15 protein-coding genes and 1 pseudogene are annotated in these 15,985 nt (G+C 68.4%); 6 read left to right on the top strand and 10 right to left on the bottom strand.

What is annotated here, in order from left to right; translation table 11 throughout:
- Positions 1-155: 155 nt before the first annotated feature.
- From ACFV1J_RS13170 to ACFV1J_RS13145, 6 genes are all read right to left on the bottom strand, one after another.
- Entirely contained in the window at positions 156-461 is a 306-nt protein-coding gene (locus tag ACFV1J_RS13170) for a helix-turn-helix transcriptional regulator (protein WP_385857404.1), read from the bottom strand.
- Between the two features lie 138 nt (positions 462-599).
- Positions 600-938 carry a hypothetical protein gene (locus ACFV1J_RS13165; RefSeq protein ID WP_385857403.1) on the bottom strand — a complete coding sequence of 113 codons (339 nt, stop codon included), beginning with the start codon at positions 936-938 and terminating at the stop codon, positions 600-602.
- 505 nt (positions 939-1,443) lie between these two features.
- Positions 1,444-2,109, bottom strand: coding sequence for a response regulator (locus ACFV1J_RS13160; protein WP_385857402.1), 666 nt, complete (start codon positions 2,107-2,109; stop codon positions 1,444-1,446).
- Positions 2,106-3,281: a sensor histidine kinase gene (locus ACFV1J_RS13155; protein WP_385857401.1), complete on the bottom strand. Its 1,176-nt coding sequence runs from the start codon at positions 3,279-3,281 to the stop codon at positions 2,106-2,108. Before ACFV1J_RS13155 ends, ACFV1J_RS13160 begins: the two co-directional genes overlap by 4 nt.
- Before the next feature lie 237 nt (positions 3,282-3,518).
- Positions 3,519-4,373, bottom strand: coding sequence for an ABC transporter permease (locus tag ACFV1J_RS13150; protein ID WP_385857400.1), 855 nt, complete (start codon positions 4,371-4,373; stop codon positions 3,519-3,521).
- Positions 4,370-5,314, bottom strand: a complete 945-nt coding sequence (locus tag ACFV1J_RS13145; protein WP_385857399.1) for an ABC transporter ATP-binding protein — start codon at positions 5,312-5,314, stop codon at positions 4,370-4,372. The genes ACFV1J_RS13150 and ACFV1J_RS13145 overlap by 4 nt, the downstream gene beginning before the upstream one ends.
- A 318-nt stretch (positions 5,315-5,632) precedes the next feature.
- Between ACFV1J_RS13145 and ACFV1J_RS13140 the strand changes: the two are divergent.
- Positions 5,633-5,887, top strand: a pseudogene (locus tag ACFV1J_RS13140) (transposase); the annotation flags it as partial.
- Here ACFV1J_RS13140 and ACFV1J_RS13135 read toward each other — a convergent pair.
- The 3 genes from ACFV1J_RS13135 to ACFV1J_RS13125 are packed head-to-tail and all read right to left on the bottom strand — an operon-like array spanning position 5,821 to position 8,548.
- A complete protein-coding gene (locus ACFV1J_RS13135; RefSeq protein ID WP_385857398.1) occupies positions 5,821-7,122 on the bottom strand; it encodes a cation:proton antiporter in 1,302 nt (433 codons plus the stop codon). The pseudogene ACFV1J_RS13140 and the gene ACFV1J_RS13135 sit on opposite strands and share 67 nt — an antisense overlap.
- Positions 7,119-7,709: a nitroreductase gene (locus ACFV1J_RS13130; protein WP_385857397.1), complete on the bottom strand. Its 591-nt coding sequence runs from the start codon at positions 7,707-7,709 to the stop codon at positions 7,119-7,121. Before ACFV1J_RS13130 ends, ACFV1J_RS13135 begins: the two co-directional genes overlap by 4 nt.
- Positions 7,710-7,747: 38 nt before the next feature.
- Positions 7,748-8,548 carry a 2OG-Fe(II) oxygenase family protein gene (locus tag ACFV1J_RS13125; RefSeq protein WP_385857396.1) on the bottom strand — a complete coding sequence of 267 codons (801 nt, stop codon included), beginning with the start codon at positions 8,546-8,548 and terminating at the stop codon, positions 7,748-7,750.
- Between the two features lie 599 nt (positions 8,549-9,147).
- Here ACFV1J_RS13125 and besD point away from each other — a divergent pair.
- From besD to besB, 3 genes are read left to right on the top strand one after another with little or no spacing between them, the layout of a single operon-like run.
- Positions 9,148-9,906, top strand: coding sequence for an L-lysine 4-chlorinase BesD (gene besD / locus ACFV1J_RS13120; protein WP_385857395.1), 759 nt, complete (start codon positions 9,148-9,150; stop codon positions 9,904-9,906).
- Between the two features lie 41 nt (positions 9,907-9,947).
- Positions 9,948-10,718, top strand: coding sequence for a 4-chloro-allylglycine synthase BesC (gene besC, locus ACFV1J_RS13115; RefSeq protein ID WP_385857394.1), 771 nt, complete (start codon positions 9,948-9,950; stop codon positions 10,716-10,718).
- A complete protein-coding gene (gene besB / locus ACFV1J_RS13110; protein ID WP_385857393.1) occupies positions 10,715-12,253 on the top strand; it encodes an L-2-amino-4-chloropent-4-enoate dechlorinase/desaturase BesB in 1,539 nt (512 codons plus the stop codon). Before besC ends, besB begins: the two co-directional genes overlap by 4 nt.
- 57 nt (positions 12,254-12,310) lie before the next feature.
- Here the strand turns inward: besB and besA are convergent, their stop codons facing one another.
- Positions 12,311-13,696 (bottom strand): L-propargylglycine--L-glutamate ligase BesA, encoded by a 1,386-nt coding sequence (gene besA, locus ACFV1J_RS13105; protein ID WP_385857392.1) that lies wholly within the window; start codon positions 13,694-13,696, stop codon positions 12,311-12,313.
- Between the two features lie 238 nt (positions 13,697-13,934).
- Between besA and ACFV1J_RS13100 the strand changes: the two genes are divergently transcribed.
- Both ACFV1J_RS13100 and ACFV1J_RS13095 read left to right on the top strand, forming a co-directional pair.
- Complete coding sequence (locus ACFV1J_RS13100; RefSeq protein WP_385857391.1) at positions 13,935-14,939, top strand: DMT family transporter; 1,005 nt, start codon at positions 13,935-13,937, stop codon at positions 14,937-14,939.
- A 72-nt stretch (positions 14,940-15,011) separates the two neighbouring features.
- Complete coding sequence (locus tag ACFV1J_RS13095) at positions 15,012-15,731, top strand: alanyl-tRNA synthetase (protein ID WP_385857390.1); 720 nt, start codon at positions 15,012-15,014, stop codon at positions 15,729-15,731.
- Positions 15,732-15,985: the final 254 nt, after the last annotated feature.

Genomic DNA, 15,985 nt, shown 5'->3' with positions numbered 1-15,985 from the left:
CCACTCGCCTATCCTCACAACGTCGTGCGTGCGTGTCGGGTGTTTCGTTTTCCCTTCATGCACCGGGGGGGGCCGGGCGCCGTCGTGCCCGGCCCGCCGCCCCCCGCGCCCACAGGTTTGCTTCGTTCCGCAGGAGGCTGCGGATACCGCTGGGGTTACCTTCGGGCTGCGGTGCCGGAGGGGAGTTCGGCGAAGCGGTCGCGATATGCGCTCGCGAATCGGCCGAGGTGGGAGACGCCCCACCGGTAGGCGATCGTGCCGATGGGGTCGGTGGAGGCGAGGATGTCCGCACGGATCCGGTCGAGCCGCAGATTGCGGACGTAGGACGGGGGCGAGACGCCGAGCCGGTTGTGGAACGCCGAGCTGAGGGTGCGAGGGCTGCAGTGGGCGGCCTGAGCGATGTCACTGAGGCTGATGTGTTCGGCGAGGTTCGCCTCGATGAACGCGAGGGCTGCGCGCACCGCACGCGGGTGGCCGGGTGGAGGACCATGGCGCAGCTCGGCCGTGTGCGAGTGCGGCTGGGCCAGGAGCAGGGCGGTGACGAGGGACCGCAGCTGGCTGCGCTGCAGGTACGCCGCCCGGGACGCAGCACTCGGGAACTACCCCCGCAGGTGCGGAACCGACAACACCGGCAGCGGCCTCACCGCAGCGGAGCGTGGATCCTGGTCGCCACACAACGAGCACACCCCTTCGAAGAGGTCTTCGGCGCACCCCCTGCGCTGGCTGCATGAGTCCCGATCGGCCGCCAATGCCGATGTCCTCCAGCAGGCCTTCGTGATGTCTTCGATGCCGTGATCGATGGCCGCAATGGGTGCCTGCCAGATGAGTTGGGACAGCAGCTTCAAGCAGCCGCCGGTGCGCTCGTGCAGGTACACCGACTCGGGTACGCCGAGCGAGCAGAGGTCAAAGCCCTGCGCGCCGTCGCGGGGTGGCTGCAAGAACGCGTGGTCATCTTCCAGCCGGCGCAGCAGGTCTGGGGACAGTGCGACCTCCTGGCGCCGACAAGGGCCTCGGGCACTGTGCCGTGAGTTTGAATGAGGCCTTCAGCGTGGTGAGACCTGTTGCATCCCCGAGGCTGCCACCAGCTCCCGCACGCCTGCTGTGTGGGGGTGCTTGGACTGCAGCTCGGAGCGAAAACCGGGCAACTACCTGGCCTTTCTCGGACTGGCAGCCGCCATCTGCTGCCACAAGCGACTCCTCAAACTCGCCATGTAGGACATGGTCTAAGCGCCTGTCCAACGTGGTCTACCGGATCATGAAGCGAGACCATCACACGCGCCGCGCCACAGCCGCTTGACGCACAGAGGCGCTATGAGGTCACAAGCGCCCGTCCGGCCGCGTGCGTGGTGACCCCCGGTAGGCCGACAAATCGCAAACCAGTCGAGGTGTCAGTCAGTTGGCGGGTCGGACCCACCGGCGGCGTCATCAGGAACATCATCACAATCAGTTGCCGGCGCGTACGAGTCCGGCGTCGTAGGCCATGATCACTGCGTGGACGCGGTCCCGTGCACCGATCTTTGTGAGCAGGCGGCTGACGTGGGTCTTGACGGTGGATTCAGCCAGGTGGAGGTGGTCGGCGATTTCACTGTTGGTCAGGCCGGTGGCGAGGGCGAGCAGGACTTCGTGCTCGCGTTCGGTGAGGGCGCTCAGGAGGGGGGCGTTCTCGGTTTGTGCGGGGCTGGCAGGCAGGTGGGGGGTGAAGGTGTTGAGCAGACGGCGTGTCAGGGCGGGTGCGACCACCGCGTCGCCGGCTGCCACGGCGCGGATGCCTGCGAGTAGTTCGTCTGGCCGGGCGTCTTTGAGCAGGAAGCCGCTGGCTCCCGCCCGAAGAGCGCTGTAGACGTATTCGTCCAGGTCGAAGGTGGTGAGGACGAGGACTCGGGAGCGGTCGCCGGCGGCGACGATGCGGCGGGTTGCCTCGATGCCGTTCAAGCCGGGCATCCGGATGTCCATGAGGACGACGTCGGGTCGCAGCTCGGCGGTCTGGCGTACGGCGTCGGCGCCGTGGTCGGTTTCGCCGACCACGGTGACTTCGGGGGTGCCGTCCAGCAGCATGCGGAAGCCCAGCCGTTGCAGGGGCTGGTCGTCGACGATCAGGACGGTGGTCATGGCTGTTCCTTGTTCGGTGACAGTGGTAGCACGGCTCGTACGGTCCAGCCTCCGTCCGGGCGGGGGCCGGTGTGGGCGGTGCCGCTGGCCAGAGCCGCGCGTTCGTGGATGCCGACCAGTCCCTGGCCTTCACTCGTGTCCCGGTGGCTGGCGGGCGAGTCCTGCGGTGGGCCGGTGTCCTCGACGGCGACCCGGATCTCCCGGTCGTCGATCTCGAGGGTGACGCTCACAGTGGTGTGGGCGCCTGCGTGTTTGAGGCTGTTGGTCAGCGCCTCCTGGATGATTCGGTACACCGCGAGCTGGACGCCCGGAGCCTGGACGGAGAGGTCGCCCGCGGTGCGGTAGCCGACCCGGGGTCCTGCGGCGCGGACACGGTCGAGCAACCGGGCCAGGTCAGCGGCACCGGGTTGGGGGCTCAGCTCCGGCTCCTCGTCTCCGGTCCCCGTCAGCGGCCGCTCCCGCAGGGCACCGAGGGTGCGCCGCAGTTCGGTGAGTGCCTGGCGCGCGGTGTCGGCGATGATGTGCAGGGCCTGCGCGCCGCGCTCGGGGTTGGCTGCGACCTGGATGGCTCCACCGTCGGCGAGTCCGACGATGATGGCCAGACTGTGCCCGACGATGTCGTGCATCTCGCGCGAGACGCGGGCCCGTTCGGCCAGGGTGGCCAGCCGGACGCGCTGCTCACGTTCGAGCTCCAGGTGGGTGGCCCGGTCGGCGAGGGCTGCGAGCTGGACCTGGCGGTTTCGCGCTACCAGGCCCAGGGTGGCCCCCGCGGTGGCCGCGGTGGTCAGGAAGAACAAACCGAGCAGTGGCTGGTGCTGCAGCGGCGTCGCGCGGAAGGCGGCCACGGGCAGGCTGGCCAGGGTGGCGGCGATGGCCCAGGGAAGCAGGCGCCGTTCCGCATAGCGTGCCACGGCGTACAACGAGATCATCATGGCGATGTCGCTGGGCACGATCACACGCAGCGACCACTGCACGACGCAGACCGCGAGCACGACCACGAAGACGAGCTGCGGCGCCCGGCGGCGCCAGGCCAGCGCGGCGGACTGGACGGCGATGGTCGTCAAAACGAACGCCGCGTCGGCATACGCTCCGCTGTCGAGTGCGTGCGGCCTCTGGCTCCAGCCGACGGCGCCGACGGCGAGGACACCCGCTGCGAGGAGGGCGTCCAGCAACCACGGATGGACCTGAGCCGCGTGGTGCAGTCGGCGTACCGGCCCCGGCCACGGGCCCGGGGCCGGGGCCGGCCACGGGCCCACCCGGGGGAATTCCCCAGCAGAATCCGGGGGCGGCGGTGTGCCGGGTGGGGTACGGGGTGACGTCACGACGGGTTTCCTTGGTTCTTGAAGGTGGGCACGTGTCCATGGTCGCGCCGTCCCCCCGTAGCCCACTGCGCGGCGGTCCGGGTTGTCTCAGGCGTCGGTGCGGGCCAGCCGGTACGCGGCGCCGACCACGGTCAGGACGGTCCATCCGGCGAAGACGGCGAGTCCGGCACCGGGGCTGAGGGTGTCGCTGGCCTGGTGCAGTGCGTAGATGGAGCTGCCCGCGTTGCCGGGCAGATAGGAGCTGATGTCGTCCTTCAGTGAGCTGGGCAGCAGGTCGGTGAGTGCCGGCAGCAGCAGCAGTCCGGCGACCAGGACGCTGATGCCGCCGGCGACGGAGCGGAAGAGCGCGCCCAAGGCCACGCCCATGACGCCTACCAGGGCGAAGAAGACCCCCGCGCCGAGCAGGCTGCGCAGGACGCCGGCGGAGGACAGTGTGAGCGAGATCGTCTCGCCGTGCAGGAACCCGGTGCCGCTGAGGAAGGCAGAGATGGAGCCTACGGTGCCGACCACGAGGGCCACCACGCCGAAGGTCATGACCTTCGACCACAGCACCGGGAGCCGCTTGGGCACCGCGGTCAGGGTGGAGCGGATCATGCCCGTGGAGTATTCGCCGGCGGTGATGAGCACGCCGAGAACGCCGAGTGCCAGCTGGGCGAACTTGCCGCCGGTCAGGGCGATGCTGATGGCATCCTGGCTGCCCGTTCCCGATCCTGGGGGTCCTCCCATGCTCGTGGTGCCGGTGGACGGGGAGTAGGTTGCTGCCGCGATCAGACCGAAGGCGACGAGGACCAGCAGGGCGACGCCCAAGGTGATCCATGTGGAACGCAGGGACCAGAGCTTGGCCCATTCTGAACGCAGCACCCGCCGTGCGGTGAGCTTGTAGACGGGGCGGGGTTTGGGCTGGCTGGGGGCGGAGTTGGAGGTGGGTGTGGTGGTGCTCATGCGATGCTCCGGACGGTGGCAGGGGTGGTGGCGCCGGTTGCCCCGTGGTACTCGACGGAGTCGCCGGTCAGAGCCATGAATGCCTCCTCCAGGGAGGGGGACTGCTCGGTGAGCTCGTACACGGCGATGCCGTGGTCGGCGGCCGTCGCACCGATCTCGCGGGCCGTCAGGCCGGTGACCTGCAGTTCCTCGGAGCCCACGGCACCGGTGATGTCCACGTCCGGGCCGAGCAGCAGCTCGCGCAGCCGGGCGGGGTCGGAGCTTGCAACCTTCACGCCGTGCCCGCCCGCATCCTGGACGAACTGCTCGATCGTGGTGTCGGCCAGGAGCTTGCCCCGGCCGACGACGATCAGGTTGGTGGCGGTCAGTGCCATCTCACTCATCAGGTGTGAGGAGAGCATGACGGTGCGGCCTTCGGCGGCGAGCCCGGTGAGAAGGTTGCGGATCCACAGCACACCCTCCGGGTCGAGACCGTTGACGGGCTCGTCGAGCATCACCGTCTGCGGGTCGCCCAGCAGGGCCGAGGCGATTCCCAGGCGCTGGCCCATGCCCAGGGAGAATGCACCGGCCCGCTTGCGAGCCACCTGTTCCAGCCCGACGAGCTCGACGACCTCCTCCACGCGACGGCGCGGGATACCGTGGGTGAGAGCCAGCGCGTTGAGATGGTTGAAAGCGGAGCGGCCCGGGTGAATGGACTTGGCTTCCAGCAGGACACCGACCTCCTGGATCGGAGCGCGGTGCTGTGCGTAGGCGCGGCCGTTGATGGTCGCTGACCCGCTGGTGGGTGCATCCAATCCAACGATCATGCGCATCGTGGTGGACTTGCCGGCGCCGTTGGGGCCCAGAAAGCCAGTGACCGCGCCGGGCTTCACGGTAAAGTCCAGGCCGTCCACGGCGGTCTTGCCGCCGTACCGCTTGACCAGCCGCCGGATTTCGATCATGTCTGCGTCCTTGGGGTGCGCTCGGGTCTTGTTGCAGGCCCCGTGGTGGTGTCCGGGGACTCGGGGGTCGAAGGCATTGCCCACGACCTGCTTCGAACCCTAGGGACACCCGGCCAGACCTCGGCGGCACCGCGGTACGGATCCGGTGCCGGGGGACGGCACCGTGGTACCACGGCACCTACGTCGCCCGGTGGATACCGCACCTGAACCCGTCACGGGCACGGCTCAGACCAACAACGAAGAGCGGGCAGGTACGACGAATCGGAGCCCACGACCGTTCCGGCGGACGAGCTGGCGTGGAATCTGGTGCGGCGCCAGGTCGTCGGCACCTCGGCCGCCAACGTCCATGACAGCGAAGGTCTGAAGCCGATGGTGGCCGGTCACCAATCGAGACACGACCCCCACCGCGGTCGCCGCTTCAAGCCTCAGTGGCTGCACGCCGATAAGGCATATGACAGTCCCGACCTGCGCAGATGGTTACGCGGCAAAGAACCGGCTCAGCCCGGTCACTGCCGTTGTGGAGGCGGGCCCTCGATGCTCGGTTCGGAGAACGCGGCGAGGTCGCGGCGGCGCAGCTCCTCTTCCTCGGTTTGTTCGATCCTGTGCATCGCGACACGCAGGACGGGGGGAGCCATCACCGAGGTCACGACCGCGACCAGGACGACGATGGTGTACGTGGCGGTGGTCAGTACGCCCAGGCGCAGCCCCGCCGTGGCGACGACGATCTGGATGACACCGCGCGCGTTCATCCCCGCACCCATGGCCACCGCTTCCCACATCCCGAGCCGGGCGAGCAGCGCCCCGAGGAACGCTCCGGCGAACTTCCCGAGCACGGCGATCGCCAGCACCACCCCTGCGGCGAGTGCCACCACGGGATGGGCCAGGGCGGCCAGGTCAAGGTGCAGGCCCGCGGTGGCGAAGAACAGGGGGGCGAACACCGCCATGACCACCGCCCGCAGCGGAGCGAGCTTCCTGAGGTCGACGTCGCTTCCGGAGCCGATGAGAACGCCGCCGATGAACGCTCCGAGCATCGCTTCGAGGCCGAGTGACTGCGTGGCGGCGGCGCCCAGGACGAGGACCGTCGTGACCACGGCGATCGTGGGGCCGGCATCGCCGGCCCGCTCCGCCATGGCCAGCGCCCGGCGCACCAGGGGCCGGACGACGGTCAGTGCCAGGATCACCACGCCCGCCATGTACCCGACGGAAAGGAGGACGTGGCCGGCCCGGACCTGGCTGCTGGCCATGGCCGACACCACCGACAACAGGAGCCAGCCGATGGCGTCGTCCACCATGCCGGCCCCGAGAATGAGCTGTCCCACGGTGCGATGAAGCAGGCGCATATCGGCGAGGATCTTGGCGATCACGGGGATGGCGCTGACGCACAGCGCCACGCCGAGGAACGCGGCGAACACCGGCTGCCCGCTTCCCACGGCGACCAGCGACGACGGCAACAGGAACCCCGCCGTCACACCCAGGCCCAGCGGTACGAGCAGGCCGGTGGTGCCTACGGTCAGGGTCGCCGCTTTCCTGCGGCGCAGCATCTTCGTATCGATCTCGATACCGGTGGTGCCCACCAGGAGCACCACGCCGAGCTGTCCGAGCGAGTCCAGGGGACCGTGCGGCACTGCCGCGCGGGGCAGCCAGGACGACAGGGCGGGGACGGCGTGGCCGAGCACCGAGGGGCCCAACAGGATCCCCGCGCACAGTTCACCGACCACCGCCGGCATGCCGACGCGTACGGCCAGCCGCCCCAGGACCAGGGCCGTGGCCAGCAGCACGCCGGCCGGCACGAGAAGTCCGCCGCTCACTCCGCGCTGACCACTTCGCGGGGCCCGCCCGCTGCCCGCACGGCGGGCACGGCCTCGAAGACGGAGACCCGGTCCGAGATGTCCGGAAGCGGCCTGCGCTGCCGGGGACCCTTCGGAGGCGTACCGATGTCCAGGGAGCCCAGTAATCGTTCGCCGTCCGCCATGTGCAACAGGCCGCGCAGGCCGTGGCTGGTGCACAGCCGCCCGGTGCGCCAGATGCTGCCGTAGCCCCGGGCGTGCAGCAGCATCATGAGCGCGTGCGTCATGGAGCAGCTGGCGGCGAGCTGCTCCCATTCGGGGATCTTGTGTCCCGGAACGGGGGCGAAGACCAGCAGCGCCCGCAGCGGCGGCTCCAGGAGGCTGGAGGGGTCCTTCTCGACGGCGCGGGGGTCCCTTGTGGTCAGCGTACGAGCCAGAGCGGCGCGTGCGTCACCGCGCACCAGTATCCAGCGCCAAGGGCGCAGCCTTCCGTGATCGGGCGCTGTGGCCGCGCCGCGGAGGAGGTACTCGAACTCCTCGTCGCTCGGGGCCGGTTCGCCGAGTACCTTCTCGCTCCTGCGGGTGACGATCGCGGTCATGACGTCCATCGGGCGCCGTTTCCTTCCAGGCCGTGTGGTGGGCGGATTCAGGACCAGGCGACCAGATCACCGGCCGGGGTGAGGCCGAGGAAGAACGTCACCGTGATCCGCCGCTGGCCCTCCCCGTTCGGCAGCACCCGGTGGTAGTGGTTCGGGTTGAACAGCAGGGCGTCCCCCAGGCCGGGGGCAATGGTGAGGCGCCGGCAGCCGTCCACCACACGGGGGGCGTACCCGTACCGTTGACGGTGGACGTCGTCGGACGCCTCCCAGCGGTGCTGCCACAGGCTCGTCCCGCCGCCCTCTTCCGGCACCACCAGGTAGGCGTTGTAGGTGAGCTGGGAGACGATCTCCTGATCGAAGAGGCCACCTGGGTACTCGAGGTGGATGTCGTCGTAGTGCAGGAGTGTGCCCGCGTTGATCTCGCGCATCATCCCCACGAAGGCGGGCCGCCCACCGATGGTGGCGGTCGTCACCTTCGCCCCCCATGCCTCGCCGAGCATGTCCAGCGACACCGCGGTCGGGTCCGGATGCATGCCGGCCTCCCGCCACATCCGCTCCGCGGCTTCGGCATCCGGCCAGTAGCGATCCGCCTGCAACACACCCTGGGGAGTGCGGTAGTCGTTGAGGGCCGGGCCGAACCTCGTCATGGCGACCCGGACCGGGTAGTAGTCGACGGTGGGCAGACGGTGCAGTACGGACGTCATGCCGTCGAGACCGGCCCGGTCGAAGAAGCCGGGTATGCGGGCCGCGGCGAGTTCGCCCGTCGCGATAGCGGTGATGTGCTCCTTGGAGAAGGCGGACACGTCCTCGGCAAAGAAACTCGGGTCGAGCGCTGTGCTGGGCATCATGCCTCCACATCCGATGTCAAGACTGGGGTGCCGGGGTTGGGGCAGGGCGAGGCAGAGCAGCGTCTTCGCACACGGGAATGTACGGGCTCCGGACATTGGCGGCGCCCATCGGGCAAGGGGCCGGGCGGTCGTCAACTACCGGAATGCGGAGCCTGATGGACGTTGGGACGCACCACGATATGTCCCGCTGATTATTCGCGCGAGTGGGCAGCGTAGCAATGCCCCCTCGGTAGAACGTAGTTGTCGAACCGTCGAGAGGTCGAAAATGGCCGTCATGCGATTCACGCCACGTTAATCGGGCGGTGACGTGGTGAGCGGCCGGGAAGATCCATCCTGTCGGCCCCGAACGCTCGTCTGCCCATACCCCGACAGTGGATCACCCGCGACTTCATCGTGCGGCACCTGTCATCCTGCGCCAACCTGCCATAAGTGCATGGAGTTTGCCGGACGAGTTGACCGGAACGTACACCTTCCCGTGATCGCGTGGTTGATCAGGGCCGGGAAGCGCACTTACGGTCCTGAACACGCTTTCCACCAGGCGTCCCCTCTGATCAGTGCAGCCGATCCCGCATTCACCAGCCGAACATCGGAGACACTTCGTGAGCGGTAACGGACTTGGTCCCACGAGCGTATGCACACCGCTGGACAGCAGCGAGATCCGCCGGTTGTCGCACCACTACCACCGGTACGGCATCGCCACCGTGACCGACCTGATCGAAGGGCACACACGTCAACTGGTGCGCACCGAAGCGGAACGCCTCCTTGAGAAGCACGCCGAGCGACGCGATTTACGCCTTCAGACCACCGGCTATACCCGCCGCTCGATGTCCGTGGTGCCCAGCGAGATGATCGCGGCCAACAGCGAACTGGTGACCTCGATCTACTCGAACCCCGAGCTCATACGCACTCTGGAAGCCCTCGCCGGCGAGAAGCTGCACCCCTGCCCGAAGGCCGACGAGGAATACCTGATCACCCGCCAGGAACAGCGCGGGGATACGCACGGCTGGCACTGGGGCGACTTCAGCTTCGCCCTCATCTGGGTGCTCGTGGCACCGCCGATCGACGTCGGCGGCCTGCTCCAGTGCGTGCCCCACACCACGTGGGACAAGGCCGCACCGCGGATCAACAACTACCTCGCCGAAAACCCCATCAACACCTACTACTTCGCTTCGGGAGACGTGTACTTCCTGCGGACCGACACCACGCTGCACCGCACGATCCCGCTGCGCGAGGATGCCACCCGCATCATCCTGAACATGACGTGGGCAGGTGACCGGGACCTGAAGCGCGAGCTCGACGCGGACGACCGGTGGTGGGACGACGCCAACGTCTCGGCGGCGTCCGCCATCAAGAAGTGAAAGTCCCCGACACCGATTCCCGCCCACGAAGAGAGACGGCCATGACCGAGATGAACACCCCGGACTCCGCCACGGCGCTACGGGACCACTTCGACAACGTCGAACCGGGGATCCGCCGCCGGATAGCCGTCCAGGACCCGGCAATCAAGGAATACCTGGACGGCTTGCTGGTCCGTATCGCCGGACACCGCGGTGTCGAGCACCCGTACCTGAACGCCTACCGCACCACGCGGCTCACCCCCGAGCAAGAACGCCTCATGTACAGCGAGTGCTACTACTTCTTCCGCCATCTCCCCTTCTACATCACCGGGATGGCGATCAAGACCCGGGACGAGATGATCCTCCGGGAAATCATCCTGAACGTGGCCGACGAGGTCGGCGGCGATCCGACCCACTCCGTTCTTTTCGGTGATTTCCTCGCCCGGATCGGAATCGACAAGGAACACCTCGACGGCTACGAGCCGCTTGAGGTCACCAAGCGCCTGAACGACGGAATCCGGGTCCTCTACACCGAATCGCCGATCCACAAGGCTCTCGGCGCGCTGTACGCCGACGAGACCATGTCGTCCATCATGGTCTCCAAGATCAATGACGGCCTGGCCAATCAGGGCTACGACAAGGACCTGCGCCACTTCTGGCAACTGCACATCGACGTCGAGGTGGGCCACAGCAACTCCGTCTTCAACGCGATCGCTCCCTATGTGGGATCGCCGGCCACCCGGGAGAAGTTCGAGGAGGGGGCCTTCGAATTCCTCGGGCTCGTGGAGCGCTACTGGGACGGTGTGCAGCAACTCGTGGGCCTCAAGGTATGACCACCGAGGCATCCGGGGAGCTCGGGGCGGCCTGCAGCCTGCGGCACACCGCCGTCGGCCGCCCCGTCCCCGGCTCCCTCCACTCGGTGTCCGTCTCGATCCCCGACGTCGCTGCGGTCATCGGCTACGAGTCGGGCGACGCGGCTACCCGGAGCCGCATCTCCTGGGGCTACCCGCGCTTCCGTACCCACCCGTATGTGACACGGGTGGCGGAGCTCCTCGCTCAGGACGGCATCGGTCCGGCCAACGGCCTCCTCCTGACCCGCTCGGCACGAGCCGCAGGGGCCGCCGCGACGTACGCCGGCCTCACCCCTGAAGCTGTGATCGAGAGGAACGGCCTGCACGGGGTGCGGCTCCCCGCCGACGGCCCCTCGGCCGCACGGGCCCGTGCGTACGTACAGCACACGGGCAGCCACCTGTCCTCGCGCGAGGCGGAGGACATCCTGCTCGACGCCGGCCTGATCGAGAACCGGCAAGCCGAGGCCGCGGTGGAGGAAGCGCCCGCGGAAGCCGTCCGGGCTGTCCTCGCCCAGGCCTATGGTGTGCGCGACGCCGCGGACGTATCGCTGCACAACAGCGGCATGAACGCGGTGGCGGCGGCCCTCGCCGCGGTCTCCGGGATCCAGCGGGAGAACGGCCGGCGCAGATGGCTCCAGCTCGGCTGGATCTTCTTCGACACCATGAGCCTGTTGGAGAAGCGCGTCATCGACGTCGAACACACCACGGTCCCCGACCCGTTCGACCTGTCGGAGATCGCCCGCGCCGCCGATGCCCACGCCGGGGAGCTCGCCGGCATCATCGCGGAGGTTCCGAGCAATCCGAGCCTGCGCACCCCGGACATCCCGGCGCTGCGGGAGATCGCCACCCGGGCCGGCTGTGCGCTGGTGGTCGACGCGACGATCGCCACCCCCTACAACGTCGAGGTGCTCCCGCACGCCGACGTCGTCTGCGAGAGCCTCACCAAGTACGCCACCGGATCGGCCGACGTCCTGATGGGCGCGGCCGTGGTCAACCCGGCCTCTTCCTTCGGGCCGGACCTCCGCACCGAGCTGCGGCGCCACGGCGACGAGCCCTACCACCGCGACACGGCACGGGTTGCCGCCCGGATCCGCGGCTATGCGGAACGTATGGACCGGGTGAACGCCAACACCCTTGCCCTCGCGGCCTGTCTCGCCCGCCACGACAAAGTGGTCCGACACGTCGGCTGGGCGTACGACGCCGCTTCCCGGGGCAACTACCGCAAGGTCGAACGCCGGCCCGACGCACCGGGGGGCCTGCTCATGGTGGACCTCAAAGTCCCGCTCGAGCAGGTATATGACCGCCTCGCGGTTGCCAAGGGCCCCAGTTTCGGGGCCGAGTTCACGATGGCGTCACCACAGATCTTCATCGCGCACTACGACCTGCTCTCGACGCCGGAGGGCCGGGCCGCTCTGCGAGCCAGAGGACTGCACCGGGACATGCTGCGGATCTCCGTCGGCACCGAGGAACCGGAGCGCATCGTGGAGACCTTCGAGCAGGCCCTGCGCCCCCTCTGAGGAAGGGGAACCGCCCCGGTACACCTGGGGCGGTTCCCCTTTCATGAGCACGCGCCCTCAATCGCGCAACAGGGATGCTCTCGCCGCCTTGCCGTACGCGTCGGCGGCCTCGAAGGTGGGCGCCAGGGCGGTCAACTCCACGAAGCCACAGGACTTCAGGGCCCCCAGCACATGCAGGGCCACACCCTCGCCCTTGTCCGGGTGGTAGAGCAACCCCTCCGCACGCAGCCGCTCGACAGCGGTCCTCGGGTCGATCCTGCCGAGCGCCTCCGGTTCGTGCAGCCGCCCGTGCACGTAGTACATCGGCCGCCCGTCGCTTCGCCGCAGCAGCCCGTCGTTCCCCACCTCCGTGCCGACGAGTGCCTCGGCATACCTCAGCACGTGACTGGGACCGACCTTGCGCAGGTTGATCTCCACCGCCAGCGGCCCGCGCTCTCCCGCGACCACGAAGTCGATACCGAACGTGCCCCGGTGGCCGAGCTCGGCCAGCACTGCACCCGTGCGCAGGACCGCGTCGCTGATGACGGGCCGCCACCGCTCCTCCGCCGGGAACCGGCACCCCCAGTACTGGCCGCCCGACAGCACCTGGTCGTGGCTGGCGACGAACCTGACCGTGCCGTCCGCGCCGATGTCCCCGAGCCCGCTGGGCGACGAGGTGACGTCGTCGAGGAACTCCTCCACGATCGCCCCTCCGCTGGCGAGCTCCCGGTAGAAGTCGTCGGACGGCATCCGGATCACCTCGGCCGCTGCGAGGAGGTCCCCCGTGCTGCTGAGCTTGCCGCAGTCGACCAGCACATTGCCGATCGACGCGGCATACGTGTCCGGGCTCAGCTTCACCATGACGCGCCGCGCCCTGCGCGGGCCCGAGACGAGCCGCTCGATTTCCCGTACCACGGCCTCCTCGCTGCGCAGCTCCTCCGCCGGCCCGTCGGGCACCGCGACACCGGCGCGCAGGAGGATCTCCTTGCCGCCGGCCTTGCTCCCCCAGCGGGCGACGAACGACCGGTGGCCCTCTTCGAGATCGGCACCGATCCTGCGGGCCAACGTGTCGAGGGAGTGGGAGGCCATGAAGTGGACGATGGACGTCCGTGCACTCTCCTGCGCGGCGCCCCGCAGCGCGTCCACGATCCGGTCCTCGCCGAGGACCAGGTCATCGAGCGGGCGCGGCTGGTCGGAGCTCGGCGTCAGCAGGGTCAGCCGCTCACGGGCGCTTTCGACCATGCGGTCGTCGAACTGGAAAACATCGCGGAAGTGGTACTCAAGCGTGTAGGGATCGACCGGTTCCGACGTCACGACGACAGCCCGCACCGTCGGGTCGCGGAGGTCCCACAGGAAGCAAAGGCTCCGCTCCGCCGAGTACTGAAGGTATGACACCTCCTGCAGTATCCGGTCGGCGTAGTTGAACGCGTAGATCAGAATCCGCGTGAAGCCGAAATCAGCCATAAGAAGGGCCCTGCCTCGCTTGTTCGAGTTGCGGCCGACGGCCCCATACGGGCCGGATGCTTCAGGCAAGGGTACGAACCTATCGGTAAAAACGGGAACGGAATTACACGTTCCGGTGATTTTTCGTAAAAGAGTGCGAGCGGTCAGCGTAAGGTGCGTGGCCAGAAATAACCCGACACCCCTTCACTCACGTCTGGGTCATTTGATCCATACATGCGTCGGTGACACGATCGGGCTCGTGAAGATCCCGAAAGCCATCTGGGCCCTGGCCCTCACTGTCTTCGCGTGGGCATCGGCCTTCCCCGCCATTCGCGTGGGCTTGGGAGGCTTCGGTGTCGCCGGTCTCTCGCTGGCCCGCCTCATGGTCGCCTCGGTCGCCCTGGCGATCGCGGCACCGTTCCTCGGTGTACGCACCCCACGCCGGCGCGACCTGCCCATGATCGTGCTGTGCGGTGCGAGCGGCATGTCGGCCTACCAAATTCTTCTGAACTGGGGCGAGGTGCACGTCCCCGCCGGCACCGCGAGCCTGCTCATCGCCGTCGCGCCGGTGTTCAGCGTGCTGCTCGCGGCAGCCTTCCTGGGGGAGCGGATCACCTGGCTGAAGGCCGTCGGAAGCGTGGTGGCGATCGTCGGCGCGGCGGTGATCGCGGTGGCCGGAGGTCACGCCGAATACACCGCCTCGGCCTGGGTCGTCCTCGCCGCGGCCGTTGTCCAGGGCGTTTACCACTTCGCGACCAAGCCCCTCCTGGTCCGGTACACCGGCCTGGAGGTCGCCTGTTACGCGATGTGGGCCGGGACTCTCTTCCTCTTGCCCCTCCTCCCCTGGATGGTGCACGGCTTCGCGACCGCGTCGGCGGCGTCGCTGGCGTCCACCGTCTTTCTCGGACTCTTCCCCTCCGCCGTAGGCTTTGTGGCGTGGGGGTACGCGGTCGCCCGGCTCTCCATCGCCTCGTCCACCGCGGCCCTGTACCTCGTGCCACCGGTCGCCCTCGTCGTCGCCTACGTATGGCTGGGGGAGGTGCCGTCCCCCCTGGCGCTGGTCGGCGGGGTGCTCGGGATCACGGGCGTCGCACTCATCAATCGCCGCCCACGCCGGGCCGTCCGCGACGATGCCACCGACGCGCTGGCCGCAGAGTCCGGGACGGTCCACACGGACGGGCCGGACAGGAAGGAGCCGCCGTCCCATCACAGAACGGCCCGACCGGCCGAGCGGCCCGGACCGGCGGCACCAGGGCTTAAATAATTCGCCATTCTTGCCCCTCAACTTCTCCTGTAGCGCACCATGAGCACTCTCTCGCAACGCACCGTGAGCCGCATGGAAGGCACCCGACGCACAGTGGACACGCAGAACAACGTCTATCTGACCCAGACGTACACCTACGAGGCCAAGACCAGGATTCTGAGCTGCGCGGCGAGCGCCGCCGGAATTCGGCTTGCCCTGGTGGACAACATTTTTCACCCGCAGGGCGGAGGGCAGCCGAGCGATCGGGGCCGGGTCGACGATATTCCTGCCTCCCCCGTCCGCGACCCGGAATCGGGCTGGGTCTACGTCGACCTGGCCCTGGAATCCGGAAACGACCAGCTGGAATTCTCCGAGGGGCAAGTGGTCACCGCGGCCATCGACGCCGAACAACGTCGCCTGCATGCCGCCCTCCACAGTGCGGGTCACCTGGTCGACGCGCTGATTCGCCCCTTCGGGGTGCGGCACGTGGGCAGCAACCACTTTCCCGGTCAGGCTCGGGTCGAATACGAGCTGGAGGGCGCGGAAGTGGCCAAGGAACAATTGGCCGAATCCGTCCAGGAGGGAGTGGCCAAGGCCATCGCGCAGGGCCTCCCGATCAGCTCCGGTGAGTGCGACGGGCGGCGGACGATCACCATCGAGGGGCTCGCGACGGAGTTCTGCGGTGGCACACACGTCACCGACCTGAGCTGCCTCACCGATGTCTCCATCCGCTCCGTCAAAATCAAGTCGAGCCGCCTCAAGGTCGGCTATGAGGCAGCCCACGTGACGGTTGCCCCGGCCGACGGATCCTGACGGCCGTCCGCGCAGGATCCACCACGCTGGTCGCGGCCCCGTCCTGGCACCGGGCCGCCACAGCAAGCCTGGGTCATGCGAGGTGAGGAACCCCGGTCGCAAAACCCGTTGGTGGAACCACGGCGGCCACTGCTACGTTTCCGGAGGCCGTGCAAGAGAACGAGGAGGTGGTACCCGTGAACGTATCGACATGGGTGCTCCCCTCCGGGGTCATGGTCGGGCGATAGGTCGTTCCGGGAGCGCCGTTCCAAGGC

The sequence above is a fragment of the Streptomyces sp. NPDC059649 genome, assembly GCF_042734445.1.
Lineage (GTDB): Bacteria > Actinomycetota > Actinomycetes > Streptomycetales > Streptomycetaceae > Streptomyces.
Note: the sequence above shows the minus strand (reverse complement) of the source record. Positions and strands in the feature narration are given on the sequence as shown.